A 26,807-nucleotide genomic window follows, 5' to 3' on the forward strand; every position below is an offset into this window, starting at 1 on the left:
CCACCTCGTGGTGACCACAGAGGCGACCCGGTGGCTCGTTCGCGCTATCTGCTGTTCGGCATGCTGCTCTTCGCGCACGCCCTGTGGGCGGTGCCGCGGCAGCTCGACGCATATCGCTGGCAGGACGTCGCCCGGATCGTGGCGATCGGCGACCTGCACGGCGACTACGACAGCTACCTGACGGTGCTCCAGTCATCCGGCGTGGTCGACCGCCGCGGCCGCTGGATCGCCGGCGACACCCACCTGGTCCAGACCGGCGACATCCCGGATCGCGGGCCCGACACACGCCGGATCATCACCCACATGGCGCGCCTGGCGCAGCAGGCCGAGAAGCGCGGCGGACGGGTGCACAACCTCATCGGCAACCACGAGGCGATGAACGTCTACGGCGACCTGCGCTACGTCACCGAAGGCGAATACAAGGCGTTCGCAGGCAAGCGCTCCGCCGCGCTCAGGGACCGCTATTACAAGGCCACCTTGGAGGCGCTCGCAGGCAGCGATCCGGAACGCGCCGCAGCGCTGCCGGCCGACCATCGCGCGCAGTGGGATCTCGAGCATCCGCTCGGCTGGGTGGAGCAGCGCTTCGCCTGGGATCCACGCTGGGACCCAGAAGGCGAACTGTTCCTGTGGACGATGAAGGGCAAGGTCGCCGTCCAGCTCAACGACCTGGTCTTTGTCCACGGCGGCATCAGCAGCGCCTATTGCGGCAACAGCCTCGAATCGATGACCACGATGGCGCGCGCCGCGCTGCGTCGCAACGACCCGGAAGAGCTCGGGATCCTGCGCGACGAGGCCGGCCCGCTGTGGTATCGCGGCCTCGCCGGCGTGCAGCCGGTGGCGCTTGCGGAGACGGTCGACGCCATTCTCCAGCGCCACGGCGCAGGCCATGTCGTGATTGGCCATACGCCCACCGACGGCGTGATCTGGCCGCGCCTGGCGGGCCGCGTCATCATGATCGACACCGGCATGAGCGCCGCATTCGGCAAGCACATCGGCTGGCTGGAGGTGACGCGGGAGGGCCTGTTCGCCGGCTATCGCGGCGGGCGACTGCGCCTGCCCATGGACGACGGGCAGCGTCTGGAGTACCTGGACGCGGTGATCGCGCTGCACCCCGACAACGCCGAGCTGCCGAAGCGGCGCGAGGCGCTGATGGCGGGAACGCTAGACCCGCCACCGGCCAGCGTCGAAGGCGCCGCTGCGCAGCCCCTCGATCCCGCCGTCAGCTGCGGCACCGCCCGCTGATCTCACGCGCGAATCGCTCATCGCTGTCGAGGGTGGCGAAGAACTCCTCGAAGTAGCTGGTGGTGACGCGCTTCCGGTACGCACTCAGCCGGGGCTCGCTGCGGACGAGCGCGAAGATCGCTTGGCGACTGGCGAGGAACTCGGCACGCACCGGCTCCAGTGCGTCGTTGTGGCGACAGAAGCCGCGATACAGGCGCTGCGTGACCGACCTGATCGGCAGCCGCTCGTCGGGCACCGCATAGCTGGCATCCACGATCCCGGAGGCGTCGAAGTCGTAGGGCACTGCAACCACGGGGCCCGGCACATCCGCCGCGACCGTGATCCGGACGTTGTGGCAGCACTCGTCCTTCTCCGGCCCGCTCAGCACCTCCCAGTCCGTGTTTCCGATCAGGTACTGGAAGAGCATGAAACGCGTCAACGCCAGTGGATCGAAGTCGCCCTGCACGAACTGCGCCCGGGGTGAACGCTTGTAGCCATTGCGCTTGGCCACGTCGTCCAGATCCTCGATCAGGAAGGCGAAGCGCGGCCCGTCCGACTCGCCGCCACTCGCATCCTCGTAGGTGATTCGGAGTGGGCGGACCCTGAAGCTGTGCTCGGTGACGTGGTTGAAGATCCGGTACGCCAGGAATTCCTGGACGTAGTACTGGTCCGCGACCGCCCCCGGCCGGCAGTGGGTGACCAGCTTCAGCGAGCGCTGCCCGGCGAAGTCGGTGCCGAGTGCCGCGTCGCGGGCAAAGCGGATCATCAACGGCGGGAACCTGCAGATGCGCAAGCGGGTGAGCCCGCGGGTCTCGACGGTCGCCTCGATCCGGTGCTCGCCGCCCGCGCCGTCGGTATAGCCCAGCACCGCGGGATAGCGGCGCCTGTCGTTCTTCTTGCGCAGCAACTCGGACCAGGGCGCCTGCAGGGTCACCGTCAACTCGCTTGGGGACTCGAACAACGGGTGCACGCCTTCCCTGGCATACGCGCAGGTGGCGGCCATCAGCCCGGCCACGCACAGGAGGATCATCCACCACCCCGCCGCAAGCAGCGCACCGGGAGCACCTTGCGCGAAGCGGGCTCCGCGGGATGCCGGTTGATCGCCACGGGGGCGGGCGGCGGGTCGGCAGGTCACGGCTGGTCCTTGCGTGATCCTCCAGCCTGTTCTTCGTGCTCCGCCTTGAGCTGGCGCTTTTTTTCCTTGCGCTCGGCCACGTAGTCGGACTCGAACCCGTCGCCGAATCGGCAGACGTACAGGGTCGCGTAGCAGAAGAACACCGTCATCACCGCGGCCACCTCCAGCGCGCCGACGCCGGCGGCGATGCCGGTGCCGATCGCCACGAGGATGAACAGCGCGTCGAAGGTGTCCTGGAGCGCGCGGCGGAACTGCACGCCGGCCACGATGCCGGCCAGCGCGAACGCCAGCGCCAGGCTGTACTGGACGACCAGCACGATCGCCGCGACCACGCCGGGCAGGATCAGGGTGGTTTCGTCGAGCGAGTGGTCGTAGTCGCTGCCGCGGTGGACGCCCTTCTGCACCCACGACACCGGCAACATCAGCAGCCAGGTCCCCACCAGCGCCACGGCGAGTCGCCGCGCATAGCCGAGCCGGTCGAGATCGGGGGGTGGTGGTGGCTCCTGCCTGGTCGAGGCGCTGCCGGCCGCCTGGTCAAGGTTGTCGACCCGGATCCCCGGTGCGACCGCGCCACTGGCCAGTTCCTTGACCCCGCCGATCGGTAGGTGGTCCGGCGCTGTCGGGAACAGCGCGAGCAGGACCACCAGCGCCGTCGCCATCGCTGCGTGGTAGAGCAGCAGGCGCCGCAGGAGCCTGAAGATGGCCTGCCGCGGTGGCGTGGCGTCCGGAGGCGACGCGGACTGGCTGGGCCCGTCGGTGTTCGACGTGTCGGGCACGAACGATCTCCCGGTGTGCGGGAATGCAGGTCAGCAGCCCGTGCCCCAAGTCCGGGCGTCGCCTGTGCTCAGGTAGATACGCGGCATGCCCGCGGCAACGGCCACCGCCTGGCCGAGCGAACGCGCGCGCCCGGGTGGCGCTTCAGCCCAGCAGATCCTCGACCGCCCGACCCATCGCCCCGCGCTGGAGCAGGACGTCCCACGGGCTGCCGCCCGCCTGCCGCCACAGCACGGCCGAACGCAGCGCGGACAGCAGTACCGCGCGGATCTCCGCCACCACGTCGGCCTGGCCGAGGTAATGCGGGTTGCCCTGCACCAGTACGCGCGGGCGCAGGTGGCTCACGGTGTCGGCGTACAGGGTGCCGAGCCTGGCGAGCACCTCGGGATGGGTGCTGCTGCCCAGGCGTTCCGCGTCGGCGCGCGCGGCGAGGATGCCGGCGTGCACGCGCTCGCCCATTTCGTCGTCCTGCACGAAGCGGCGCTCGAGCTGGGTGACCGCCAGCGCAAGCTTGGGCAGCAGCGGATCCTGGCCGCGGTTGGACAGGTAATCGCGCAGGAGCGCGAGGCCGGGGCGTACCGCGGCCACGCCGCCGTAGACATCGGCGGTGGACGCGGCGTCGATGCGGAACACGCTGTCGAGCGCGGTCTGCAACACGGCGCCTTCGGCCTGCCCGGTATCGGCGATGCGGCGCACCTGGCGCAGCGCCTGCGCCAGCCCGGCCAGCGCCAGCACGCGGTCGTGCATGTTCATGCCGTCACCGCGGAGCGCGCGAGCGGGGCGTCGGTGGTGGCGATCACCGCGCCCCCCAGGCAGGCGTCGCCGCTGTAAAGCACCAGGGACTGGCCCGGCGTGACCGCGCGCTGCGGGCGGTCGAAGGCAACCCGCAGGCTCCCGGTATCGTCAACAAACACTTCGCATGGCTCCTCGTTCTGGCGGTAGCGCGTCTGCGCCGTGCATGCGAACCGCGTTGCCGGCGGTGCGCCCGCAACCCAGTGTGCATGTTCGGTCCACAGCATGTCGGACATCAGGTAGGGGCTGTCGTGCCCCTGGTCGACCGTGAGCACGTTGCCGGCGACATCCTTGCCGACCACGTACCACGGGCTGTCGGCGAATCCGCGCTGGCCGCCGATGTTCAGGCCTTCGCGCTGGCCGATGGTGAAGTAGAACACGCCGGCATGCGTGCCGACGCGGCGGCCATCCGGCGTGCGGATCTCGCCGGCCTGCGCGGGCAGGTAGCGCGCGAGGAAGCTGCGGAAGTCGCGCTCACCGACGAAGCAGATCCCGGTCGAGTCCTTCTTCCCCGCCGTCGGCAGGCCGGCCGAGCGGGCGAGGGCGCGCACCGCGTCCTTGTGCAGCTCGCCGAGCGGGAACAGCGTGGCCGCGAGCTGCGCCTGGCCGAGCTGGTGCAGGAAGTAGCTCTGGTCCTTGCCCCGATCGGCGGCGCGCAGCAGGCGCCATTGGCCACCTACGCGGTCGATGCGCGCGTAGTGGCCGGTGGCGATGCGTCCGGCGCCAAGGTCGAAGGCGGCATCCAGGAAGTGGCGGAACTTGATCTCGCGGTTGCAGAGCACATCCGGATTCGGCGTGCGCCCGCGCGCGTACTCGGCCAGGAAGTGCTCGAACACGCCCTTCCAGTACTCGCCTGAGAAGTCGCGGAAATGGATGCGGATGCCGAGCCGGCCGCACACCGCGACCGCGTCGCGGCGGTCGTCTTCGGCGCGGCAGTCGCCGCTGCCGTCGTCGGCCCAGTTGTCCATGAACAGGCCATCGACGGCTTCACCGGCGTCACGCAGCAGCAGCGCCGCGACCGATGAATCCACGCCGCCGGACATGCCGACGATGACCGCCGGCGCCCTCATCCGTGCAGCGCGCGCAGCAGCGAGAGCGGGTGGCGCTGGCCGCCCAGGAAGTCATCCACCACCTGCCACACCAGCGGGCTGCGGTGCCGGGGCCGGGCGGCCTGGAGTTCGGACGGCGTCAGCCACAGTGCGCGCTCGATACCCTCGTCCAGGCGTCGGGCCGGATCGTGCGTGACGAGCCGGGCCGCGAATGCAAAGCGCAGGTAGTGGCGGCCGCCGCTGCCGTCGGCCAGCACTGGCGACGTCCACTGGTAAGCACCGATGAAGGCGTCCAGTTCGACCGTCCAGCCGGTTTCCTCGAGGGTCTCCCGGATCGCGGCATCCAGCAGGCTCTCGTCGGGCTCCAGGTGGCCCGCCGGCTGGTTCAGCACCAGCGCGCCGCCGGCGTGTTCCTCAACGCAGAGCAGGCGGCCCCGGTCGAGTACCACCGTCGCGACGGTGACGTCCGGCTGCCAGAACCGCCCCTGGCGATACGTCATGCCCGGTGCGCCATGGATCGCGTTCCGCCCGCGGCCGGGCCGCGGTGGGCGATACGTTCTTGCTGCGTGGCGCTGGCGTTGCGCATCGGGCGCTCGTGGTGCGGTTGGAAGGGCATTTTCGTCCGTGTGGCGCGTGGGCGTCCACCGCCGGCTCCGTATAATGGCCACCATGAGCCGCAAGATCGAACACGAACGCGACCACGGCGTCGTCGTTGAACCCGCCCGCCCCGAACTGGCGCGTCCGCCGCTGTACTCCGTGCTGTTGCTGAACGATGACTACACGCCGATGGATTTCGTGGTCGAAGTGCTGGTGCGGTTCTTCAGCCTGGATATCGAACGCGCCACCCAGGTCATGCTCCACGTGCACACGCGCGGCCGCGGCGTGTGCGGGGTGTTCATCCGCGACGTGGCCGAATCCAAGGTCGCCCAGGTCAACGACTACGCGCGGCTGAACCAGCATCCGCTGCTGGCGACGATGGAACCGGCCTGAGCGCCTGACGCCCGGTTCCTGCACCCCGTCGTGACACCCGCTGGCGGGATACTGGGGACCACCGCCGGCCCTTGCGCTCGAAGCGGGCAAAGGCCTACAAGAGGGTCATCGCCGGATGGAAATGCCGCATCGGCACCCCCATCTGGATCGTAGTGATTCCAGGAGGCACAAGCCCCATGTTCAGCAAGGATCTCGAATACAGCATCGGCCAGTGCTACAAGCGCGCGCGTGAGGCGCGCGACGAGTACATGACGGTCGAACACCTGCTGCTCGCACTGCTCGACAACCCGTCCGCCGAGATGGTCCTGAAGGCCTGCAGCGCCGATTTCCACCGCCTGCGCGCAGACCTCGAGCAGGCCATCGACAGCTCGGTTTCGCGCCTGGCCGAGGATGACGGCCGCGACACCCAGCCCACGCTCGGCTTCCAGCGCGTGCTGCAGCGCGCCGTCTACCACGTGCAATCCTCGGGCAAGAAGGAGGTCTCCGGCGCCAACGTGCTGGTGGCGATCTTCGGCGAGAAGGATTCGCACGCCGTGTATTTCCTGAACCAGCAGGACGTGACGCGGCTCGATGTCGTGAACTACCTCTCCCACGGCATCGCGCGCACCGGCGACGAGCCGCCGCACGACGCCGAGGATGCATCGGCGCGCCAGCGTGGCGAGGGCGCCGAAGGCGGGGAGGGCGACGGCAAGGGCGATGCCCTGGCCGAGTTCGCCACCGACCTCAACGCGATGGCCCGTGCCGGCCGCATCGATCCGCTGGTCGGCCGCGCCGAAGAAGTCGAGCGCACCATCCAGGTGCTCTGCCGCCGCCGCAAGAACAACCCGCTGTACGTTGGCGAGGCGGGCGTGGGCAAGACCGCGATCGCCGAAGGCCTGGCGCGGCGCATCGTCGAGGGCCAGGTGCCGGAGGTGCTGGCGCACGCCACCATCTACTCGCTCGACCTCGGCGCGCTGGTCGCGGGCACCAAGTACCGCGGCGACTTCGAGAAGCGGCTGAAGGCGGTGCTGGCCGCGATCGGCAAGCACGAGGGCGCCATCCTCTTCATCGACGAGATCCACACCATCATCGGCGCGGGCTCCGCGTCCGGCGGCACGATGGATGCGTCCAACCTGATCAAGCCGGCGCTGGCGTCGGGCGACCTGCGCTGCATCGGCTCCACGACCTTCCAGGAGTATCGCGGCATCTTCGAGAAGGACCGGGCGCTCGCACGCCGCTTCCAGAAGATCGACATCGTCGAGCCGACGATCGGCGAGACCTACCAGATCCTGCAGGGCCTGAAGCCACGCTATGAGGCCCATCACCAGGTCACCTACGCCGATGAGGCGCTGCAGGCGGCGGTGGATCTGTCGGTCAAGCACATCGGCGACCGGTTGTTGCCGGACAAGGCGATCGACGTGATCGACGAGGCCGGCGCGCGCCAGAGGCTGCTGCCGGCCGACGTGCGCAAGCAGCTGATCGACGTCGAGGAGGTCGAGACAATCGTGGCCAAGATGGCGCGCATCCCGGCCAAGCAGGTCAGCGCCTCCGACAAGGACGTGCTGCAGCACCTCGAGCGCAACCTGAAGATGGTCATCTTCGGCCAGGACCCGGCGATCGGCACGCTGGCATCGGCGATCAAGCTTGCCCGCTCGGGGCTTGCCAACCCGGACAAGCCGATCGGCAACTTCCTGTTCGCCGGGCCCACGGGCGTGGGCAAGACCGAGGTCACCAAGCAGCTGGCGCTCCAGCTCGGCATCGAGCTGGTGCGCTTCGACATGTCCGAGTACATGGAGCCGCATTCGGTCAGCCGCCTGATTGGCGCGCCGCCAGGCTACGTCGGCTTCGACCAGGGCGGATTGCTCACCGAGAAGATCGTCAAGACGCCGCACTGCGTGCTGCTGCTGGATGAGGTGGAGAAGGCGCACCCCGACATCTTCAACATCCTGTTGCAGGTGATGGACCGCGGCATCCTCACCGACACCAACGGGCGCGAAGCGAATTTCCGCAACGTGGTGCTGGTGATGACCACCAACGCGGGCGCGGCGCAGGCCGCGCGGCGCACGATCGGCTTCATGCAGCAGGACCACAGCACCGACGCGATGGAGGCGATCCGCAAGGGCTTCACCCCGGAGTTCCGCAACCGTCTGGACGCGGTGGTGCAATTCCAGCCGCTGGGCTTCGAGCACATCCTGCGCGTGGTCGACAAGTTCCTGATCGAACTCGAGGAGCAGCTGCACGAAAAGGGCGTCAGCCTGGCGGCAACTCCGGCGGCGCGCGAATGGCTGGCCCAGCACGGGTTCGATCCGCTGATGGGCGCACGGCCGATGGCGCGCGTGATCCAGGACAAGGTGAAGCGGCCGCTCGCGGACGAACTGCTGTTCGGCAAGCTGGTGGCGGGTGGACGAGTTTCCATCGATGTCCGCGACGGCGAGATCGTCCTCGACGTGCAGCCCGAGGCGGAAAGGCTGCTCCCGGCAACGGTGGCATGACCGACGCGGACCGGATCCGCGACCCGGAATGAAGAAAGGCGGCCAATGGCCGCCTTTTCTTCGTCTCGCGCCACAGGGCGCGGCGGCTTACTTCATGCGGTAGGTGATGCGACCCTTGGTGAGGTCGTACGGGGTCATCTCGATCTTGACGCGATCGCCGGTAAGGATGCGGATGTAGTTCTTGCGCATGCGCCCGGAAATGTGCGCGATAACCTCGTGGCCGTTCTCAAGCCGCACCCGGAACATGGTGTTCGGGAGGGTCTCGGAGACCGAGCCTTCAAATTCTATGACGTCGTCTTTTGCCATGCGTCCTGTTTGACCATGCAAGGAACTCGGGCTGGACGCCCGAAAGACGAGATTCTGCCACGAATGGCGCTCGAGCGCAAAATTTCCGTTAACGGGAACCTACTGGTCCGTGTTCCGGTACGCGTTTCATATGGTGCCTGGAGCTGCCGCCAACGCCGCTGCCGGCAGATCCCCGAAGGCCTGCGTCCAGGGCCCCTCGCGTCCCGGGCGCGCGACCAGTTCGCGCACTTCGCCAAGGAACCGGGTGCGCGGCCACGACTCCGCCCCCATCCGCCGCAGGTGCGCGTTGTCCACCTGGGCATCGATCAGCGGCCAGCCCCATTGCCGCAGTCGCAGGGCGAGGGCGGCGAGCGCGACCTTGGAGCCGCCGCTCGCCGCGCTGAACATGCTTTCGCCAAAGAACATCGCGCCGATGGCGACCCCGTACATGCCGCCGACCAGCCTGTCGTCGCCGTCGAAGACTTCGACGCTGTGCGCGAGGCCCGTTGCGTGCAACCGGCCGTATGCGCGGCGCATCTCCGCATCGATCCAGGTGCCGCGCTGGCCCTTCCGCGGCGCGTTCGCGCAAGCCGCGACCACGGCGTCGAACGCCGTGTCCGCGCGCACACGCCAGCGTGAATGCCTGAGGGTGCGGCGGAAGCGAGACGCGAGGTGAACGCGGTCCGTGCGGAACACCGTGCGCGGATCCGGCGACCACCACAGGATCGGCTGGCCTTCCGAGTACCAGGGGAAGATGCCGCTGCGGTAGGCGTTGGCCAGGCGCGTCGTGGACAGGTCACCACCGAAGGCGAGCAGTCCATCCGGCTCGCGCAGTGCCGTGCCGGGATCCGGGAATGGCGCGTCGGCGCGTGCGCCAAGGCGCGGCAGCGCCAACATCACGGCGCAGCGCCTGGCGCATCGCGCCTGAACGGCGAACGCTGCATCAGTTCGAGGGCCTGCGCAGCCACCACGGCGCGCTCCTCGGCGCACCACGGGGCCAGCGCTTCGCGGAACGCGGGCTCGGCGATCCAGTGGTGGCTGCGCACCAGCGTCGGCAGGAAGCCGCGTGCGATCTTGTGCACGCCCTGCGCGCCGGGTTCGAAGCGCGCAAGGCCCTCGCGCAGGCAATAGTCGATGCCCTGGTAGTAGCAGGCCTCGAAATGCAGGCCAGGCAGCTGCCGCGACGCCCCCCAGTAGCGGCCGTACAGCGTGTCGCGGCCACGCAGGCACAGCGCACCCGCGATCGGCGCGTCGTCGAGGTCCGCCAGGACCAGCACCAGCGAGCGCGGCAGGTGGGTGGCCAGGTGGCGCAGGAAGGCGGGGGTGAGCGCGGGGGCGTTGCCGTAGTCGGCGAACGTCTGCAGGTAGAAGCCGTGCATGGCGTCGAGATCTGCCTCGCTGGCCTCGTCGCCGTGCAGCACGCGGAAGCGCACGCCCGCACGTTCCACGCGCGCGCGCTCCTGGCGGATGTTCTTGCGGTGCTTGTGGTCCATCGCGGCCAGGAAATCGTCGAAATCGCGCCAGCCCGCGGCGTTGTGCCAGTGGTACTGCACGTCGAGCCGCTGCAGCCAGCCGGCGCCGAATGCCGCGTCTTCCGTCGCCTCATGGAAGTTCACGTGCGCTGAAGAAAGGCCGCTTGCGCGTGCATGCGCCGCGATGGCGGTGGTCAGCGCGGCGCGCGCGTCGTCACTGCGCGCGAGCAGGCGCGGACCGGTGACGGGCGAGTAGGGCACGGCGCCGAGCCACTTCGGGTAATAGTCCAGGCCGTGGCGCGCGTAGGCGTTCGCCCAGGCGTGGTCGAACACGAACTCGCCGTGCGAGTTGTCCTTCAGGTAGCCGGGAGCGGCCGCAAGCAGCGTGTCGCCATCCCACAGGCCGATGTGCCGCGGCGTCCAGCCCCAGCCCGCGCGCAGGCAGCCGCTGGACTCCAGGCCGGCGAGGAACGCGTGCGTGACAAAGGGATTGCCGCCATCGTGCAGCGCGTCCCAGGCGGCAGCCGGGACGTCGGAAAGTGACGCGTGGATGCGCGCGACGGCCATGCGCGGCTCAGTCGGCCCGCACCGTCGCGCGCCGCGCCTCAGGCATCCTTGTCGAGGAAGCGTTCCGCATCGAGCGCGGCCATGCAGCCGAAGCCCGCCGAGGTGATCGCCTGGCGATAGACCTGGTCGGCGACGTCGCCGGCGGCGAATACGCCCTTGACCGACGTCTCGGTGGCGCCACCGGCGAGTCCAGAACGGATCTCCAGATAGCCGTTGTTCATCGCCAGCTGGCCTTCGAACAGCGAGGTATTGGGCGTGTGGCCGATGGCCACGAAGAACCCGTGCACCGCGATCTCGCGGGTGCTGTCGTCCTGCACCGACTTCAGGCGCAGGCCGGTCACGCCGGCCTCGTCGCCGAGCACTTCGTCGACCACGTGGTGCCAGACCGGCACGATCTTGCCGGCATCGATCTTCGCCTGCAGCTTGTCCTGCATGATCTTCTCGGCGCGAAGCGAATCGCGGCGATGCACCAGGTACACGGTGCGCGCGATATTGGACAGGTACAGCGCCTCCTCGACGGCGGTGTTGCCGCCACCGACCACCGCAACGTCCTGCTCCTTGTAGAAGAAGCCGTCGCAGGTCGCGCAGGCCGACACGCCGCGGCCCTTGAAGGCTTCTTCGGAGGGCAACCCCAGGTATTTGGCGGTCGCGCCGGTCGCGATGATCAGCGCGTCGGCGGTGTACTCGCCGCTGTCGCCGGTCAGCCGGAACGGACGCTGCGACAGGTCCGCGCTGTGCACCTGGTCGAACACGACCTCGGTATCGAAGCGCTCGGCATGCGCCTGCATGCGATTCATCAGGTCCGGGCCCATCAGGCCATGGGCGTCGCCGGGCCAGTTGTCGACCTCGGTGGTCGTCATCAGCTGTCCGCCCATCTGCAGCCCCGTGACCAGCACGGGCTTGAGGTTTGCGCGCGCGGCGTAGACGGCGGCGGTCCAGCCGGCGGGGCCGGAACCGAGGATCAGCAGGCGGCAGTGCTTGGAAGTGCTCATGTATACTCGCGAGCCATGGAAACATGGCGTTGGGAAGCGCATAGCTTGGCGGCGCCACGGCAGCATGACAAGGCGCGCAGGCTGCGGCTCACCGCAACGCTGGGTTCCTTGCCGCAAACGACGACTCGCCGCTGACGCGGCGTTTTTTGTGCAGGAGCGACGCATGCGAATCGGTGTTCCGAAAGAAACCAAGACGCTCGAAGGTCGCGTCGCGCTGGTGCCGGCCGCTGCAGGCGACCTGGTCAAGCGCGGCCATGACGTCTGGCTGGAGACTGGCGCTGGCGTGAAGTCCGGCTTTGCCGACGCGGACTACGCCGCGCTCGGCGTCAACATCGCCGCCGGTGCCGCCGATCTCTACGCGAAAGGCGAGATGATCGTGAAGGTGAAGGAGCCGGTCGCGGGCGACCTCGAGCACCTGCGCGGGGACCATCTGCTGTTCTGCTACCTGCACCTCGCCGCCGAGCCCGCGCTGACGCGCCGGCTGCTCGACATCGGCCTCACCGCGATCGCCTTCGAGACCGTCGAGCTGCCCAACGGCGAACTGCCGCTGCTGGCGCCGATGTCGGTGATCGCCGGACGCATCGCGACCCAGGTGGGCACGAACCTGCTGCACCAGCCACGGGGCGGCAAGGGCGTGCTGCTCGGCGGGCTACCGTCCACCTCACGCGGCAAGGTGGTCGTGTTCGGCGCCGGCAAGGCCGGCGGCGCCGCCGCGTCGCTTGCCGCCGCGACGGGGGCCAACGTCACCGTGTTCGAGATGCGCCAGGACCGCATGGAAGAGATGATGCGCCTGGGCAACAACGTCACCGCGCTGTACCCCTACCACGATCTCGTCGCACACGAAGTCGCTTCGGCAGACCTCGTGGTGGGCGCGGTGCTGGTGACCGGTGCACGCGCGCCGCACGTGCTGACCCGCGAGATGCTCAAGGTCATGGAGCCGGGCAGCGTGCTGGTCGATATCGCCATCGACCAGGGTGGCTGCTTCGAGACCTCGCGGCCGACCACGTGGCAGGATCCGACCTACGTGGAGGAGGGCGTGACCCACTTCTGCGTGACCAACATGCCGGGCGCGGTGCCGCAGACCTCGTCGCAGGCGATCTGCGCCGCGATCCTGCCGTGGGTAGCGAAACTTGCGGCGGGTCCGGGGTGGCGCAACAACGAGGCGCTGGCGCGCGGCGTCAACGTCGAGGCGGGCAAGCTGGTGCACCCGGCGCTGCTCGACATGGCCCTTTCGGGCAAATCGTGAGTAGAATCATCCCATTGCGGGATAATCTTAAGGTCTGATCACACGTGGCAGCACGCCCGGTAGCGGAACGCGGCAACAGGCGGCAGCGCAAGGCTGTCGCCGACAAGGCCGCGCCCGCGGCGCCAAACCCTCGGCGGCAGAAGCTGCTGCGCGACATCGCGCTGATCGCGATCGCGCCGTTGCTGGTCTACCTGCTGGTCTGCATGGTGACGTTCTCGCAGACCGATCCCGGCTGGTCGCATTCCGGCAGCCTGACTGCGCCATTGAACAATGCCGGCGGCCGCGTCGGTGCCTGGGTGGCCGACGTGCTGCTGGGTCTGTTCGGCCATGTCGCGTTCGTGCTGCCGCTGATCCTCGGTGCCGTGGCCTGGATTGCCCTGTTCGGTATGGACACCGATGGTGATGGCGAGGCGGATCTCGGCCCCGCCCTGCGTCTAGTGGGCATTGTCGGGTTCATCGTGTCGTCGACGGGGCTGCTGTTCCTGCGCATCGGCGCGGTCGAAGGCTACTCGGCAGGCAGCGGCGGCATCCTCGGGCGCCTGGTCGGCAACTCGCTGTATTCGGCGTTCGGCCCGGTGGGCGGCAACCTGTTCCTGCTGGCGCTGCTGCTGGTGTCGGTGACCCTGGCGACCGGGCTGTCATGGTTCAGGGTGATGGACGCCATCGGCCATTGGGTCTTGCGCCTGCCCGAACTGTTCCGCCGCGGCAGCAAGCAGGCGGTCGACTGGCAGGAAGCGCGCGCCAAGCGCGAGGAGCGCACCGAAGTCCGCAAGATCGACAGCGAGCTGCGCAAGACGCGCGCGCCGGTGCGGATCGAGCCACCGCCGGCACCGGTCGTGGAGAAAAGCGAGCGCGCCAAGCGCGAGCAGCAGATCCCGCTGTTCCATGTCCCCGACGGCACCGGCATTCCGCCGCTGGCCCTGCTCGACGATCCCAAGCCGCAGGCCAAGGGCTACGACGAAGACACGCTGGAAACGCTGTCCCGTCAGATCGAGTTCAAGCTAAAGGACTTCCGCATCGATGCGCAGGTCGTGGGCGCCTACCCGGGGCCGGTGATCACCCGCTTCGAGATCGAACCCGCGCCCGGCGTGAAGGTCAGCCAGGTCAGTTCGCTGGACAAGGACATCGCGCGCGGTCTCAGCGTGAAGTCGGTGCGCGTGGTCGACGTGATCCCGGGCAAGTCGGTGATCGGGCTGGAAACGCCCAATACGCACCGCGAGATGATCTACCTCTCCGAGCTGCTGCGCTCCAAGGAATACGACAAGTCCGGCAGCCCGCTCACCCTGGCGCTGGGCAAGGACATCGCCGGCCGGCCGACGGTCGCCGACCTGGCACGCATGCCGCACCTGCTGGTGGCCGGCACCACCGGCTCCGGCAAGTCGGTGGCGGTGAACGCCATGGTGCTGAGCCTGCTGTACAAGGCGTCCGCCAAGGACGTGCGCATGCTGATGATCGACCCGAAGATGCTCGAGCTGAGCGTCTACCAGGGCATTCCGCACCTGCTGGCGCCGGTGGTCACCGACATGAAGGAGGCTGCCAACGGCCTGCGCTGGTGCGTGGCGGAAATGGAGCGCCGCTACAAGCTGATGAGCGCGGTCGGCGTGCGCAACCTGGCGGGCTTCAACAAGAAGGTGAAGGACGCGCAGGACAGCGGCCAGCCGCTGCTCGATCCACTGTTCAAGCCCAATCCCGAACTCAACGAGGCGCCGCAGCCGCTCGAGCCGCTGCCGTTCATCGTCATCTTCATCGACGAATTCGCCGACATGATGATGATCGTCGGCAAGAAGGTGGAAGAGCTGATCGCACGCCTGGCGCAGAAGTCGCGCGCCGCGGGCATCCACCTGATCCTGGCCACGCAGCGGCCGTCGGTGGACGTGATCACCGGCCTGATCAAGGCCAACATCCCGACGCGCATCGCGTTCCAGGTGTCGAGCAAGATCGACTCGCGCACCATCCTCGACCAATCCGGTGCGGAAACGCTGCTTGGCCACGGCGACATGCTGTACCTGCCGCCGGGCACGGCCATGCCCGAGCGCGTGCACGGTGCCTTCGTGTCCGACGAGGAAGTGCACCGCGTGGTCGAGCATCTCAGGCAGGCCGGCGGCGGTCCGGATTACGTCGAAGGCGTGCTGGAAGAGATCCAGTCGATGGGCGACGGCATCGTGGTCGGTGCCAGCGGGCTTCCGGAAAGCAGCGGCAGCGCCGGCGATGAAAGCGATCCGCTGTATGACGAAGCGGTGCGCGTGGTCACCGAAACCCGTCGTGCGTCGATCTCCGGCGTGCAGCGGAGGCTGAAGATCGGCTACAACCGCGCCGCGCGCCTGGTCGAGGCGATGGAAGCGGCCGGCGTGGTCACGCCGCCCGAGCACAACGGCGACCGCTCGGTGCTGGCGCCGCCCCCGCCAAAGTAAACGCTGCTGTCACGGCGAGCCGATTACCCGCGTGTGCGTGATCCCGCATTCAGCGATCCCGCCGCACACTTGCGCCGCCCTCTTTCCACGGAGCCTTCCCCATGATCCGTACCCGTTTCTGGCTGCTCGCGCTCGTCGCGCTGTTCGCCACCGGCACCGCGTTTGCCGGCGCCCGCGACAATCTGGATGGCTTCACGCGCGGCCTGAAGGGCCTCGATGGCCAGTTCGTGCAGAAGGTGTTCGACGCCGACGGCCGTATCAAGGAAACCTCGAGCGGCCGCGTGGCGATGTCGGCGCCGCGCCTGTTCCGCTGGGAGTACGTCAAGCCGTACGCGCAGCTGATCGTCGCCGACGGCAGCAAGGTCTGGATCCACGATCCCGACCTGGAGCAGGTCACCGTGCGTCCCCAGGGCGCCGGGGAGCAGGACAGCCCGCTGGCCGCACTGATCGACCCGTCGCGGCTCGACCGCGACTACAACGTCCGCGAGGCAGGCGATGCGGATGGCCTGTCGTGGCTGCTGCTCACGCCCAAGCAGGCGGAAGCGGGCTTTGCCAGTGCAAGGCTCGGGTTCTCGAGCGCGGGCCTGGCGCGCATGGAGGTTGTCGACACTCTCGGCCAGCGCACCGAGATCGCGTTCAGCGGCTGGAAGCGCAACCCTCGTTTCGGCGCGGGAACGTTCAGGTACACGCCCGGCCCGGGCGTTGACGTGATCGGCGAAGGCTGACGCCCGCAGCGCGGCCTCGCCGCGCCGGAGCGGCACCAACCAGGACGGCGTCACGGGTGGCCCCCGTGGCGCCGTTCCTGCGTTATGGACAGTGTCGCCGCCGACTTCACGCCCGTATCGCATGCCGCTGTTGTGCCCCATGCCGTTCCGCTGCCTCGTACTGGGCCTGCTTCTTGCCGCGCCCGGCGGGGCCGCGTTGGCGCAGGCTGGCGATACGGAGCCGGCCACAGCGGAGCAGGGCGCCGCCATCGCGCCGCAGCCGGCGGGCGATGACGTCCGCAATGCGGTGGCCGCCGCACTGGTCGGTGCGCTCGGCGCGGAGTTCGGCGACGCGATGGTCGACGTGCGGCTCGACAGCGCGCAGGTGGTCGCCGAGAGCGATCGCGACCAGGTGGTGAGCGGCAGCGGCCGGGTCCGCATTGGCGCCAGCGCCATGGCCGACGCCACCACCGGCGACGGCGACTGGCTCGCATTCCAGTACCGCACGCGCTACGACACGCTGTTCGCCAGCGCCGGCTGGCCCGACGTGCAGCTTGGCGGCGATGGCGAGCGTGAAGTGCCCAACGACGCGACGCTGGTGGCGGAGCTCGAGGAGCGCCTGGCCACCGAACTCGAGCAGTTGCCCGGCGCGGGTCGCGTCTACCTGCAGTTCGACGCCATCAACAGCGTCGAGACCGGTTCGCGGTTCGTACGCATCGACGCCCGCGGCATCGCCGACTTCGGCACCGGCGGCAACACCAGCGCCCACGTCGAAGCCGTGTACGACCGTCGCGATGCGACCTGGCTGCGCGTGCGCCAGGAGCTGGGCGCCAACATCAGTGTCGATCCCATGGCGCCCGTCGCGAGCTACTGAGGCGGCCCGGGCACGCGGCCAACACGCCACTTGCTATCTTGTCGCCCGGTCCACACCCGGATGCGACGTTGCCCCGCAAGCCAGTCCCGGACGCCGACATGCCCGGCCTCCTGCCCGAAGACGACACCGCGCTCGCCATGCGCCCGCTGGCCGAGCGCATGCGCCCGCGCACGCCCGACGAGATGGTCGGGCAGCGCCGCCTGCTGGCGGAAGGCTCGGCCCTGCGGCGCGCCATCGAGGCCGGCAACGTGCATTCGATGGTGCTGTGGGGGCCGCCCGGGTGCGGCAAGACCACGCTGGCGCTGCTGCTCGCCGACTATGCCGACGCCGAGTTCAAGGCGATCTCGGCGGTGCTCTCCGGGCTGCCCGAGGTGCGCAAGGTACTGGCCGAGGCCGAGCAGCGTTTCGCCGGCGGGCGGCGCACGGTGCTGTTCGTCGACGAGGTGCACCGCTTCAACAAGGTGCAGCAGGATGCGTTCCTGCCGCACATCGAGCGCGGCACGATCGTGTTCGTCGGCGCGACCACCGAGAACCCCTCGTTCGAACTCAATTCCGCGCTGTTGTCGCGTTGCCGCGTGCACGTGCTCGAGGCTGTATCGGCCGATGACATCGTGTTGGCCCTGCAGCGTGCGCTCGAGGACCCGCGGCGCGGCCTTGGCGGGCGCGGCATCGTCGTCGGCGACGAACAGCTGGCACTGATCGCATCGGCGGCGGATGGCGACGTGCGCCGCGCGCTCACCCTGCTGGAGATCGCCGCCGAGCTGGCGGGCGAGGGCGGCACCATCAACGACGCCACCCTCGCGCAGGTGCTGGCCGACCGCAGCCGCCGCTTCGACAAGGGCGGCGAGCAGTTCTACGACCAGATCTCCGCGCTGCACAAATCGGTGCGCAGCTCCAACCCCGACGCCGCGCTGTACTGGCTGGCGCGCATGCTCGACGGCGGCGCGGATCCCGGCTATCTCGCGCGCCGCCTGACGCGGATGGCGGTGGAGGACATCGGCCTCGCGGATCCGCGCGCGCTGACCATGGCGCTGGAAGCCTGGGACGCGCACGACCGCCTTGGCAGCCCGGAAGGCGACCTCGCGCTGGCGCAGGTGGCGATCTACCTGGCCAGCACCGCCAAGTCCAACGCCGCCTATGTCGCCTTCGGCGAGGCGCGTGGCGACGTGGTGGCGCACGGCACCACGGACGTGCCGATGCACCTGCGCAACGCGCCGACGAAACTCATGAAGCAGCTCGGCTACGGCAAGGGCTACCAGTACGACCACGACCTGGAAGGCGGAATCGCCGCGGACCAGACCGGGTTTCCGGACGCGATGGGCGAGCGCGTGTACTACCGCCCGGTGGAGCGCGGCCTGGAGATCAAGCTGCGCGAGAAGCTGGAGCGGATCCGGGCGCGGCGGAAGTAACCGCCATTTCGTGCCGCGGTCCGTGCGGCGGCCGCTACTCGCGAACCCGGCGCCCGCTGTCGTCGATCACCACCTCGCCGTCTTCCTTGGTGAACGGGCGGGACACCGGCGGCAGGATGTCGAGCACCACTTCAGAGGGCCGGCACAGGCGCGTGCCCAGCGCCGTCTGCACGAACGGACGGTTGATCAGGATCGGCTCCGCCAGCATCGCGTCCAGCAGCTGCGCATCGGACAAGGCGGGATCGTCGAGCCCGAGTGCGTCGTACGGCGTTCCCTTCCGTCGCAGGGCGCCGCGGATGTCCAGGCCCGCGGCCGCGATCAGCTCGACAAGGCGCTCGCGCGTGGGCGGATCCCGCAGGTACTCGATGACCACCGGTTCGATTCCGGCATGCCGGATCAGCGCCAGCGTGTTGCGCGACGTGCCGCAGGAAGGGTTGTGATAGATGACCGCGTGCATGGCTAGCTCTCCGCTGACGTTGCAACAGCGCCTGACGCCGCTGCCAGCTTCAGCGCGGCCAGGTCGCCCTTGCGCTCACTGTAGCGGCTGGTGAGGTAGTCGCTGCGGCCGCGCACCAGCAGTGTGAATTTGACCAGTTCCTCCATGACGTCGACCACGCGGTCGTAATAGGGGGAGGGCTTCATCCGGCCGGCTTCGTCGAACTCCTGCCACGCCTTGGGCACCGACGACTGGTTGGGGATGGTCACCATGCGCATCCAGCGGCCCAGCTGGCGCAGGGCGTTGACCACGTTGAACGACTGCGAGCCGCCGCAGACCTGCATCACCGCCAGCGTGCGTCCCTGGGTCGGTCGCATGCCGGCCTGCTCCAGCGGCAACCAGTCGATCTGGTTCTTGAATACAGCCGTCAGCGTGCCGTGGCGCTCCGGGCTCACCCAGACCTGGCCCTCGGACCACTGCGACCATTCGCGCAGCTCTCGCACCCGTGGATGGTCGTCACCCACGCTGTCCAGCAGCGGCAGCCCGTGGGGATCGAAGACGCGGGTGTCGGCTCCGAAGTGGCGCAGCAGGCGTTCCGCCTCGAGCGCGAGCTTGCGGCTGTAGGACTGCGGACGCAGCGAGCCGTACAGGATCAGGATCCGCGGAGGGTGCGCGGCTCCGTCCATGCCCAGCTTGTCGTGCGCGGGGATGTCCACCGCCGCGGGAGCCAGGTTGGCGAGATCGGAGGGCACCCGGGCGATTGCTTCATTCGGTTTCATTCCAGTATTCTAGAAACATGGAACTGAAGAACGCAACCACAGCGCTGGCCGCCCTCGGGCAACCCACCCGCCTGTCTATCTTTCGACTGCTGGTCGAGGCCGGCCCCGACGGACGCATGCCCGGCGAGATCGCCGAGGCGCTGGCGCTGCCCGGCGCGACGCTTTCATTCCACCTCAAGGAACTCAGCGCTGCAGGCCTGATCCAGGGAGAGCCGCGCGGCCGCCACATCTGCTACCGCGCCGACTTCGAGGCCATGAACGGCCTGGTCGAGTTCCTGACGCGCAACTGCTGCGGCGGTGACCCGACGCGCTGCCAGCCTCCGGGCGCTGCAGCGGTCACGGCCAGGAAGGGGCGGGCCCGCGCATGAGCAGCGTCAGCGAAGGCGTCATCCCCCGCACCCCTCTGGCGCAGCGCATGGGACCGTTCGAACGCCACCTGACGTGGTGGGTGCTGGCCTGCATCGCGGTGGGCACCGGGCTGGGCTACGTGTTCCCGTCTGCATCCGCGGCGCTGGGTGCGATGGAGATCGCCCGGGTCAACCTGCCGGTCGCCGTGCTGGTCTGGCTGATGATCATCCCGATGCTGTTGAAGATCGACTACGGCGCGATGCGCGAGGTCGGCAGGCACTGGCGCGGCATGGGCGTCACGCTGTTCGTGAACTGGGCGGTCAAGCCGTTTTCGATGGCGTTGCTTGCCTGGGTATTCATCCGCCATGTCTTCGCGCCGTACCTGCCGGCCGCGCAGCTCGACTCCTACGTCGCCGGTCTGATCCTGCTCGCCGCCGCGCCCTGTACGGCGATGGTCTTCGTCTGGAGCAACCTGTGCGATGGCGAGCCGGAGTTCACCCTGGGGCAGGTGGCGCTCAACGACCTGATCATGCTGTTCGCGTTTGCGCCGATCGTGGCGCTGCTGCTGGGCATTTCATCGATTACCGTGCCGTGGTCGACGCTGCTGCTGTCGGTGGCGCTGTACATCGTGGTGCCGGTGGTGATCGCCGGGCTCCTGCGCCGCTGGCTGCTGCGGCGCGGCGGCGAAGTCGCACTGCAGTCCACCCTGAAACGGCTGGGCCCGGTGTCGATGGCTGCACTGCTGCTGATGCTGGTGCTGCTGTTCGCCTTCCAGGGACGGCAGATCGTCGAGCAGCCGCTGATCATCGCGATGCTCGCGGTCCCGATCCTGATCCAGGTGTATTTCAACAGCGGCCTGGCGTACTGGCTCAACCGCAGGCTGGGCGTGGCGCACTGCGTCGCCGGCCCCTCGGCGCTGATCGGCGCAAGCAACTTCTTCGAGCTGTCCGTCGCCACGGCCGTGGCGGTGTTCGGCGTGCATTCGGGCGCGGCGCTGGCCACCGTGGTCGGCGTGCTGGTGGAAGTGCCGGTGATGCTGACCGTGGTGCGGATCGTCAATTCCAGCAAGGGCTGGTACGCGGCGGGTGCTGCGAACCGCCCGTCCTGAGTGCGGCGGGTCGGCCGTCCGGGGCCGGACGCCGACCTCTCTCAGCGCGTCGGCGGTGGCAGGCAGCCGAGCGCCGCCAGCGGCCCCGCCAGCGCCGGAATGTGCATCAGCCATGGCGCAACCATGGTCAGCACGCCGGCGGCGAGCACCACCAAGCCGAGTCCCAGACGCCACGAGCCGCGCTGCAGGTACTGGCCGATGCGCGCGCCCGACCACGTCAGCGACACCATCAGCGGCAAGGTGCCCAGGCCGAACGCGGCCATGGTCAGGGCGCCGTTGCGCGCATCGGCCTGCAGCCAGGCCGCGGCGAGCACGGTGGTGCTCAAGCCGCACGGCATCCAGCCCCACAGCACGCCAAGTGCGAGGCGCTTGGCGAGGGTGTCGGCTGGCAGCAAGGGGCGCTGCAACGCGCGCAGGCGCTGCCAGATCGCCGACCCCGGGCGTCCGAGGAAGCCGAGGCGACCTTTGCGGTCGAGCAGCCGCAGCGCGACCACCACCAGCACCACGCCGACCAGCATGCGCGCGCCGAACGCGATCCACGGACTGCGCGCCACCGCGAGGATGCCGCCGCCGAGTGCTCCGGCGATCGCACCCGCCGCGACATAGCCGCCGACGCGTCCGAGGTTGGGCTGCAGCGCCGGCCACCAGCCGTTGCGGCCGCCCATCGCCGAAAAGCCGGTGGCGATTCCGCCGCACATGGCCGCGCAGTGCACGCCCCCCAGCAGGCCGGCGAGCAGCGCGGCCCCGATGGCCAGCCAGTCAGTCGGCACGGTCGGTGCCTCCAGGTGGCCCGTTGCTGTCCGCGTCCAGGGCCTGCGCGTTGCGTGGCGCATCCTCACCCAGCGCCCGGTCGTTGCTGTCGTCGCGCAGGATATCGATCGCTGCCGCGTCGAGGTTCTCGAACTGGCCCTTGCGCACCGCCCAGCGGAACGCCCAGACCGCGAGCAGCAGCAGCACCAGGCTCACCGGGATGAGGAACAGCAGGACGTTCATGGCGCGCGTGTCCGCGCCAGGCGCAGCGCATTGAGGGTGACGATGAGCGACGACACCGCCATGCCCAGCGCCGCCACCCAGGGCGTGACCAGGCCAGCCGCGGCGAGCGGAATGGCGACGAGGTTGTAGCCCAGCGCCCAGCCCAGGTTCTGGCGCACGATGGCGCGCGTGCGGCGCGCCAGGCCGATCGCGGCGGGAATGCGCAGCAGCGAGGGCGCGGTGAGCACCAGGCCGGCGGCGCGGTGGGCGAGGGCGGCGCCGCTGCCGATCGCGATCGAGACATCGGCTCCGGCCAGCACCGGTGCGTCGTTGAGGCCGTCACCGACCATGGCCACCACCTTGCCTCTGGCCTGCAACGCGCGCACGCCGTCGAGCTTGTCCTCGGGTGACTGGCGCGCAGCCGCATGGTCGATGCCGAGCATGTCGGCGAACGCAACCACCGTCGTCGCGGCATCGCCGCTCGACAGGTGCACTTCCACGCCCAGGTCGCGGAGCGCGGCGATCGCCGGCGCCGCATCGGCACGCGCTGGCTCCTCGAGGGCGAAGCGGGCGGCAGCCTGCGTGCCGTCACCGAGCCACAGCGCGCCGTCGTCGACCCGTCCGGCGGCAAAGTCGGCGCGACCCATCCGCCAGGCGCGCCCCTCGACGGTACCGGCAATGCCCAGGCCCGCGTGTTCTTCCACCGCAGCCACGGCCAGGCCGGCGTCCCGGCCTTCGAATGCGCGGGCAATCGGGTGCAGGCTGTCGCGCTCCAGCGCCGTCGCGATGCCGAGCGCGTCTTCGACATCGAGTCCGCCGAAGGCCTCCACGCGCGCCAGCGTCGGCCGGCCGCTGCCGAGGGTGCCGGTCTTGTCGAAGACGATATCGGTCGCCGCGGCGAGCGAGCCAAGCGCCTCGCCATCGGTCGACAGCACGCCGAGCTTCGCCAGCGTGCCGTGGGCGACGGCGAGCGCGGTGGGCACCGCCAGCGAGAGTGCGCAGGGGCAGCTGATCACCAGCAGGGCGATGGTCACCTCGAGCGCACGCGACGGATCGTGGATCCGCCAGCCGATGTACACCGCTACCGCCGCCACCAGGATGCCGGCTACGAAGCGGCTGGAGAACGCGTCGGCCAGTTGCGCCGCGCGCGGGCGATGCGACTGCGCGCGTTCCACCAGCCACTCCAGCTCCGACAGCCGGGTGCCGGCGCCCACCTGTTCGACGCGCATGCGCGCCGGGGCTTCGCGGCAGACGGTGCCGGCGTAGATCGTGTCGCCTGGCGCATGCAGCACCGGATGGACTTCGCCGGTCAGCAGCGCCTCTTCGAACCGCGCGGTGGCATCGATCAGCGTGCCGTCAGCGGGCACGGTGTCGCCAGCCGCGATGCAGGCGATGTCGCCGGGCAGCAGGGCGGCAGTCGGCACCACCTCGCGGCTGCCGTCCGCCAGTTCGCGCGTCGCCAGCTCGGGGCGTGCACGCGCGAGCGTGTCGACCTGGGCCACGGCGATGCGCCGCGCGCGCTGTTCCAGCATGCGCGCGCCCAGCAGCAGGAACACGAACATCACCGCGGCGTCGTACCAGACGTGCGTGCCGCCGCGCAGCGTCTCGAACACGCTGGCGAAATAGGCCAGCAGCGTGGAGCTGGCGATCAGCGTGTCCATGCCGAGGTGGCGGTTGCGCAGCTCGCGCAGCATGCCGGCGATGAACGGCCAGCCGCACCAGAACACCACCGGCGTCGACACCATGAAGGTGATCCAGCGCAGGAAATCGCGCGTGGGCACCGGCATCTGCTGGTAGATGTCCAGGTACAGCGCCTCCGCGAACATCATCGCCTGCATCGACGCCAGGCCGGCGATGCCCATGCGCAGCAGGTCGCGGTTGCGCTCGGCGCGGCGCGCGCGTTCACGGGCGATGCCCGAGGCGAGGTAGGGCACGTAGCCGAGCGCGGCCAGGCGCCGCAGCGGGCCGGAAAGCGTGGTGCGCGCCGGATCCCAGGCGATCCGGATACGGCCGGTCACGGCGTTGGCGACGACCTCGCGGACGCCGGGCTCGCGCGCGACCGCGCGGTCGACCAGCCAGGCGCAGGCGGCGCAGCGCATGCCGTCGGTGAGCACGGTGATCTCGCGGCCGCCGTCCATGTCGCGCACGTGCCCGGCCTGGACATCGTCGCGGTCGAACGCGGCCAGCTGCGCTTCGAGATCGGTCGCGGCACGACCGCCCGACGCGGTGCGGAGGCGGTAATAGTCCTCGAGGCTCGCGTCGCGGATCCACTGCGCGGCGGCGGCGCAGCCGTCGCAGCAGAAGCGACGCGGTTCGCCATCGATGCGCGCGGTGGCCGGCGCGGCCGGCAACGCTTCGCCGCAGTGGAAGCAGCCCGCGATGGTGGCGGGCGTGCCGCCCACGGCGGCGGCCGTGGCGACCGCGCCCGCGTTCACGTTACGGCTGCTCGCCGGAGATGGCCGGCTTCACGTGGGCGGCGCGCTGGCCCTTGGGCAGGCGTCCCTGGAGGCGCCACGGCCTGCCTTCGGGCATCACCTCGAGCTTCCAGTCGTGGTCGAGCGCGACTTCCGCCCCGGTGCGCCAGCCGTGCTCGCCCGGCAGCGCGCTCAGTTCGATGTCGTCCGCGGCGAGGGTCGGGTGGCGCAGCAGCACGCGAAGGTGCTGCGTGCGGTCGAACTTGCCGGTCACCGGCAGCACTTCGACGTAGCCCTCGTCGATGCGGACGATGGCGCTCAGGCCGAGCTCGCGGGCGCGGGCGTCAGGCCCCAGGTCGGAGACCTGGATCTGCGCGGTGCGCTGGACGACGTCGCCCACCGAATCGCTGGCGTCGCGGGTCGCCAGCCCGACCAGGATCACGCCGGCGACCACCGACAACAGCGGCAGCCCGATCACGAGCCACATCATCGGCTCGCGCCAGAAGGGACGTTTCTGCTGTTCAGTCATGGCATGGGTCCGAAGAAGCTGCTGTCGACCGTCTCGCTGGCATCGCCGGCGGCGGTTTCGACGCGGAAGGTCAGCGAGTGGCGACCCTTGAGGGAATCCGGCGCGACGACGATCACCGGGACGCTGATCACCTGCTGCGGGCCGGCGTGCACCGCATCCAGGCCGCTGCCGCGCAGCTCGATGCCGGGCGCGCCACCTTCGATCACGATGCGGTAGGTGCCGGCCTGGTCAGTCTTGTTGACCAGCTTGATGGTGTAGTCGTTCTCGACTTCGCCGCCGCCCACCGCGCGGTAGAGCGCATTGCGGTCGCGCAGCACTTCGACGATCAGCGGGCTGCGCATGTTCACGCCCGCGACCCAGGCGACGGACAGCACCAGCAGCAGCGCGCCGTACACCAGCACCCGCGGACGCAGCACACGCGTGGGCTTGTTGTCGATCGCATTCTGGGTGCTGTAGCGGATCAGGCCGCGCTCGAAGCCCATCTTGTCCATCACGTCGTCGCAGGCGTCGATGCAGGCGCCGCAGGCGATGCACTCGTACTGAAGACCGTTGCGGATGTCGATGCCGGTCGGGCAGACCTGCACGCACATAGTGCAGTCGATGCAGTCGCCGAGCGCCTCGGTGGCGAATTTCGGCAGCGGCTCCGCCACCTCGCCGATGCCACCGAGCGTGATCGTGCCCGCGGCCTGCACGCGGTTGTCGGCCGCGGTCGGATGCAGCGCGGCACGGAACACGTAGTCGTAGGCGGTGATCTGGTCGAGCAGGCCGCGCGCGCGCTGCGCCACGCTGCCCAGGCCACGCCTGCGCGGGCCGCGCGGTTCACCGCGCATCGGGTCATAGGCGATGATCAGGGTGTTGCGGTCGAACATGGCGCTCTGGAAGCGCGCGTAGGGGCACATGTACTTGCACACCTGCTCGCGCAGGAAGCCGGCATTGCCCCAGGTGGCGAGCGCGTAGAACAGTACCCAGAACGTTTCCCAGCCACCCCAGGCCAGGGTAGGCAGTCGAGCGGCCAGGTCGGTGATGGGCGTGAAGAAGCCGACGAACGTGAAACCGGTCCACAGCGCGAACACCACCCACAGCGTGTGCTTGGCGCCCTTGCGCAGGAGCTTCTCGCGCGTCCAGGGGCCGGCGTCGAGCCGCATGCGCTTGTTGCGCTCGCCCTCGGTCCAGCGCTCCATCCACAGGAAGACTTCGGTCCACACCGTCTGCGGGCAGGCGTAGCCGCAGAACAGGCGTCCGGCCAGCGCAGTGAAGAAGAACAGCGCCAGCGCCGCGATGATCAGCAGCAGCGCGAGGAACAGGAAGTCCTGCGGCCAGAACGTGAGCCCGAACACGTGGAACTTGCGCGCCGGCAGGTCGAACAGCACCGCCTGGCGGCCGTCCCAGCGCAGCCACGGAAACACGTAGAACATGCCGAGCAGCCAGAACACGGCGGCCACGCGCAGGGTGTTGAGGCGTCCGGAAACTTCGCGCGGATAGACCTTGCGCTCGCTGACATACATCGAGCCGCCATCGTCGCCGGCGAGCTCCAGGGGGATACGGCGGTTCATCAGTCTGGGGAGAGCGCCTTGTTGAACCGGCTGGCCGGGCGAAGCAGGATCCACGTGAACAGGCTGGAGGCCGCGGTGGCCACCCAGAACATGAAGAACGCGATCGAATAGCCCAGGCTGCGACTGATCTCGACATCCGGGAAGGTGATGTCACGCAGCATGAGCGGGTCGACGAAGGCGGAAAACACCATCGTCGCCACGGCCGCGGCGAAGAAGCTCGGCCACAGGATCGCGCCGACCCGCTGCGCCATGGGGCGCGGCGGATGGTCGAACCCG

At 69.4% G+C, this 26,807-nt stretch carries 27 protein-coding genes; 10 read left to right on the plus strand and 17 right to left on the minus strand.

Features of this window, described 5'->3' with window-relative positions; genetic code table 11:
* The first annotated feature begins 30 nt into the window (after positions 1-30).
* A complete protein-coding gene (locus tag JHB91_RS02925) occupies positions 31-1,242 on the plus strand; it encodes a metallophosphoesterase (protein WP_199471364.1) in 1,212 nt (403 codons plus the stop codon).
* Here JHB91_RS02925 and JHB91_RS02930 read toward each other — a convergent pair.
* The 5 genes from JHB91_RS02930 to JHB91_RS02950 all read right to left on the minus strand — a co-directional run bounded on the left by JHB91_RS02930 (position 1,220) and on the right by JHB91_RS02950 (position 5,471).
* Positions 1,220-2,251 carry a hypothetical protein gene (locus tag JHB91_RS02930; protein ID WP_199471366.1) on the minus strand — a complete coding sequence of 344 codons (1,032 nt, stop codon included), beginning with the start codon at positions 2,249-2,251 and terminating at the stop codon, positions 1,220-1,222. The genes JHB91_RS02925 and JHB91_RS02930 overlap by 23 nt on opposite strands.
* A gap of 101 nt (positions 2,252-2,352) precedes the next feature.
* The gene (locus tag JHB91_RS02935; protein ID WP_199471368.1) at positions 2,353-3,132 is read right to left on the minus strand and encodes a hypothetical protein; all 780 of its coding nucleotides are present in this window, start codon (positions 3,130-3,132) and stop codon (positions 2,353-2,355) included.
* A gap of 142 nt (positions 3,133-3,274) precedes the next feature.
* Positions 3,275-3,883, minus strand: a complete 609-nt coding sequence (hflD, locus tag JHB91_RS02940) for a high frequency lysogenization protein HflD (RefSeq protein WP_233348001.1) — start codon at positions 3,881-3,883, stop codon at positions 3,275-3,277.
* Positions 3,880-4,992 carry a tRNA 2-thiouridine(34) synthase MnmA gene (gene mnmA / locus JHB91_RS02945; protein WP_199471370.1) on the minus strand — a complete coding sequence of 371 codons (1,113 nt, stop codon included), beginning with the start codon at positions 4,990-4,992 and terminating at the stop codon, positions 3,880-3,882. The genes hflD and mnmA overlap by 4 nt, the downstream gene beginning before the upstream one ends.
* Positions 4,989-5,471: an NUDIX hydrolase gene (locus JHB91_RS02950; RefSeq protein WP_199372662.1), complete on the minus strand. Its 483-nt coding sequence runs from the start codon at positions 5,469-5,471 to the stop codon at positions 4,989-4,991. Before JHB91_RS02950 ends, mnmA begins: the two co-directional genes overlap by 4 nt.
* A gap of 169 nt (positions 5,472-5,640) precedes the next feature.
* Between JHB91_RS02950 and clpS the strand changes: the two genes are divergently transcribed.
* Both clpS and clpA read left to right on the plus strand, forming a co-directional pair.
* The gene (gene clpS, locus JHB91_RS02955; protein WP_199372661.1) at positions 5,641-5,961 is read left to right on the plus strand and encodes an ATP-dependent Clp protease adapter ClpS; all 321 of its coding nucleotides are present in this window, start codon (positions 5,641-5,643) and stop codon (positions 5,959-5,961) included.
* A 176-nt stretch (positions 5,962-6,137) separates the two neighbouring features.
* Positions 6,138-8,432, plus strand: coding sequence for an ATP-dependent Clp protease ATP-binding subunit ClpA (gene clpA, locus JHB91_RS02960; RefSeq protein WP_199372660.1), 2,295 nt, complete (start codon positions 6,138-6,140; stop codon positions 8,430-8,432).
* An 87-nt stretch (positions 8,433-8,519) separates the two neighbouring features.
* On the opposite strand, the gene infA is transcribed toward clpA, so the two are convergent.
* The 4 genes from infA to trxB all read right to left on the minus strand — a co-directional run bounded on the left by infA (position 8,520) and on the right by trxB (position 11,748).
* Complete coding sequence (infA, locus tag JHB91_RS02965) at positions 8,520-8,738, minus strand: translation initiation factor IF-1 (protein ID WP_182821165.1); 219 nt, start codon at positions 8,736-8,738, stop codon at positions 8,520-8,522.
* Between the two features lie 126 nt (positions 8,739-8,864).
* Positions 8,865-9,614, minus strand: a complete 750-nt coding sequence (aat, locus tag JHB91_RS02970) for a leucyl/phenylalanyl-tRNA--protein transferase (protein ID WP_199373224.1) — start codon at positions 9,612-9,614, stop codon at positions 8,865-8,867.
* Positions 9,614-10,756, minus strand: a complete 1,143-nt coding sequence (locus JHB91_RS02975) for a GNAT family N-acetyltransferase (protein WP_199471372.1) — start codon at positions 10,754-10,756, stop codon at positions 9,614-9,616. Before JHB91_RS02975 ends, aat begins: the two co-directional genes overlap by 1 nt.
* Before the next feature lie 38 nt (positions 10,757-10,794).
* Positions 10,795-11,748 carry a thioredoxin-disulfide reductase gene (gene trxB / locus JHB91_RS02980; RefSeq protein WP_199372658.1) on the minus strand — a complete coding sequence of 318 codons (954 nt, stop codon included), beginning with the start codon at positions 11,746-11,748 and terminating at the stop codon, positions 10,795-10,797.
* A gap of 163 nt (positions 11,749-11,911) precedes the next feature.
* Between trxB and ald the strand changes: the two genes are divergently transcribed.
* From ald to JHB91_RS03005, 5 genes are all read left to right on the plus strand, one after another.
* Positions 11,912-12,994 (plus strand): alanine dehydrogenase, encoded by a 1,083-nt coding sequence (ald, locus tag JHB91_RS02985; protein WP_199372657.1) that lies wholly within the window; start codon positions 11,912-11,914, stop codon positions 12,992-12,994.
* A 44-nt stretch (positions 12,995-13,038) separates the two neighbouring features.
* Positions 13,039-15,405, plus strand: a complete 2,367-nt coding sequence (locus tag JHB91_RS02990; RefSeq protein ID WP_199471374.1) for a DNA translocase FtsK — start codon at positions 13,039-13,041, stop codon at positions 15,403-15,405.
* A 101-nt stretch (positions 15,406-15,506) separates the two neighbouring features.
* Positions 15,507-16,130 (plus strand): outer membrane lipoprotein chaperone LolA, encoded by a 624-nt coding sequence (gene lolA, locus JHB91_RS02995; protein WP_199471376.1) that lies wholly within the window; start codon positions 15,507-15,509, stop codon positions 16,128-16,130.
* Positions 16,131-16,269: 139 nt separating this feature from the next.
* Positions 16,270-16,983 (plus strand): hypothetical protein, encoded by a 714-nt coding sequence (locus JHB91_RS03000; protein WP_199471377.1) that lies wholly within the window; start codon positions 16,270-16,272, stop codon positions 16,981-16,983.
* A gap of 98 nt (positions 16,984-17,081) precedes the next feature.
* Positions 17,082-18,392, plus strand: a complete 1,311-nt coding sequence (locus tag JHB91_RS03005; RefSeq protein WP_199471379.1) for a replication-associated recombination protein A — start codon at positions 17,082-17,084, stop codon at positions 18,390-18,392.
* Between the two features lie 34 nt (positions 18,393-18,426).
* Here the strand turns inward: JHB91_RS03005 and arsC are convergent, their stop codons facing one another.
* Both arsC and arsH read right to left on the minus strand, forming a co-directional pair.
* Positions 18,427-18,849 (minus strand): arsenate reductase (glutaredoxin), encoded by a 423-nt coding sequence (arsC, locus tag JHB91_RS03010; RefSeq protein ID WP_199471381.1) that lies wholly within the window; start codon positions 18,847-18,849, stop codon positions 18,427-18,429.
* Between the two features lie 2 nt (positions 18,850-18,851).
* Positions 18,852-19,607: an arsenical resistance protein ArsH gene (gene arsH, locus JHB91_RS03015; protein WP_199471382.1), complete on the minus strand. Its 756-nt coding sequence runs from the start codon at positions 19,605-19,607 to the stop codon at positions 18,852-18,854.
* A 17-nt stretch (positions 19,608-19,624) separates the two neighbouring features.
* Here arsH and JHB91_RS03020 point away from each other — a divergent pair, with 17 nt between their 5' ends.
* Both JHB91_RS03020 and arsB read left to right on the plus strand, forming a co-directional pair.
* A complete protein-coding gene (locus JHB91_RS03020) occupies positions 19,625-19,975 on the plus strand; it encodes a metalloregulator ArsR/SmtB family transcription factor (protein WP_199471384.1) in 351 nt (116 codons plus the stop codon).
* A gap of 47 nt (positions 19,976-20,022) precedes the next feature.
* Complete coding sequence (arsB, locus tag JHB91_RS03025) at positions 20,023-21,063, plus strand: ACR3 family arsenite efflux transporter (RefSeq protein WP_199472631.1); 1,041 nt, start codon at positions 20,023-20,025, stop codon at positions 21,061-21,063.
* Between the two features lie 41 nt (positions 21,064-21,104).
* Here arsB and JHB91_RS03030 read toward each other — a convergent pair whose 3' ends face one another.
* Genes JHB91_RS03030 through JHB91_RS03055 form a run of 6 tightly spaced genes read right to left on the minus strand, consistent with a single transcriptional unit; the run spans position 21,105 to position 26,782 of the window.
* Positions 21,105-21,833 carry a sulfite exporter TauE/SafE family protein gene (locus JHB91_RS03030; RefSeq protein WP_199372650.1) on the minus strand — a complete coding sequence of 243 codons (729 nt, stop codon included), beginning with the start codon at positions 21,831-21,833 and terminating at the stop codon, positions 21,105-21,107.
* Positions 21,823-22,056, minus strand: a complete 234-nt coding sequence (gene ccoS / locus JHB91_RS03035; protein ID WP_199471386.1) for a cbb3-type cytochrome oxidase assembly protein CcoS — start codon at positions 22,054-22,056, stop codon at positions 21,823-21,825. Before ccoS ends, JHB91_RS03030 begins: the two co-directional genes overlap by 11 nt.
* A complete protein-coding gene (locus tag JHB91_RS03040; RefSeq protein WP_343225045.1) occupies positions 22,053-24,470 on the minus strand; it encodes a heavy metal translocating P-type ATPase in 2,418 nt (805 codons plus the stop codon). Before JHB91_RS03040 ends, ccoS begins: the two co-directional genes overlap by 4 nt.
* Position 24,471: 1 nt before the next feature.
* Positions 24,472-24,978: a FixH family protein gene (locus tag JHB91_RS03045; protein ID WP_199372648.1), complete on the minus strand. Its 507-nt coding sequence runs from the start codon at positions 24,976-24,978 to the stop codon at positions 24,472-24,474.
* Positions 24,975-26,531, minus strand: coding sequence for a 4Fe-4S dicluster domain-containing protein (locus JHB91_RS03050; protein ID WP_199471388.1), 1,557 nt, complete (start codon positions 26,529-26,531; stop codon positions 24,975-24,977). The genes JHB91_RS03045 and JHB91_RS03050 overlap by 4 nt, the downstream gene beginning before the upstream one ends.
* Positions 26,531-26,782, minus strand: coding sequence for a hypothetical protein (locus tag JHB91_RS03055; RefSeq protein ID WP_199472633.1), 252 nt, complete (start codon positions 26,780-26,782; stop codon positions 26,531-26,533). Before JHB91_RS03055 ends, JHB91_RS03050 begins: the two co-directional genes overlap by 1 nt.
* Between the last annotated feature and the right edge of the window lie 25 nt (positions 26,783-26,807).

It is taken from the genome of Luteimonas sp. MC1828 (assembly GCF_016461615.1).
Classification (GTDB): Bacteria; Pseudomonadota; Gammaproteobacteria; order Xanthomonadales; family Xanthomonadaceae; genus Luteimonas.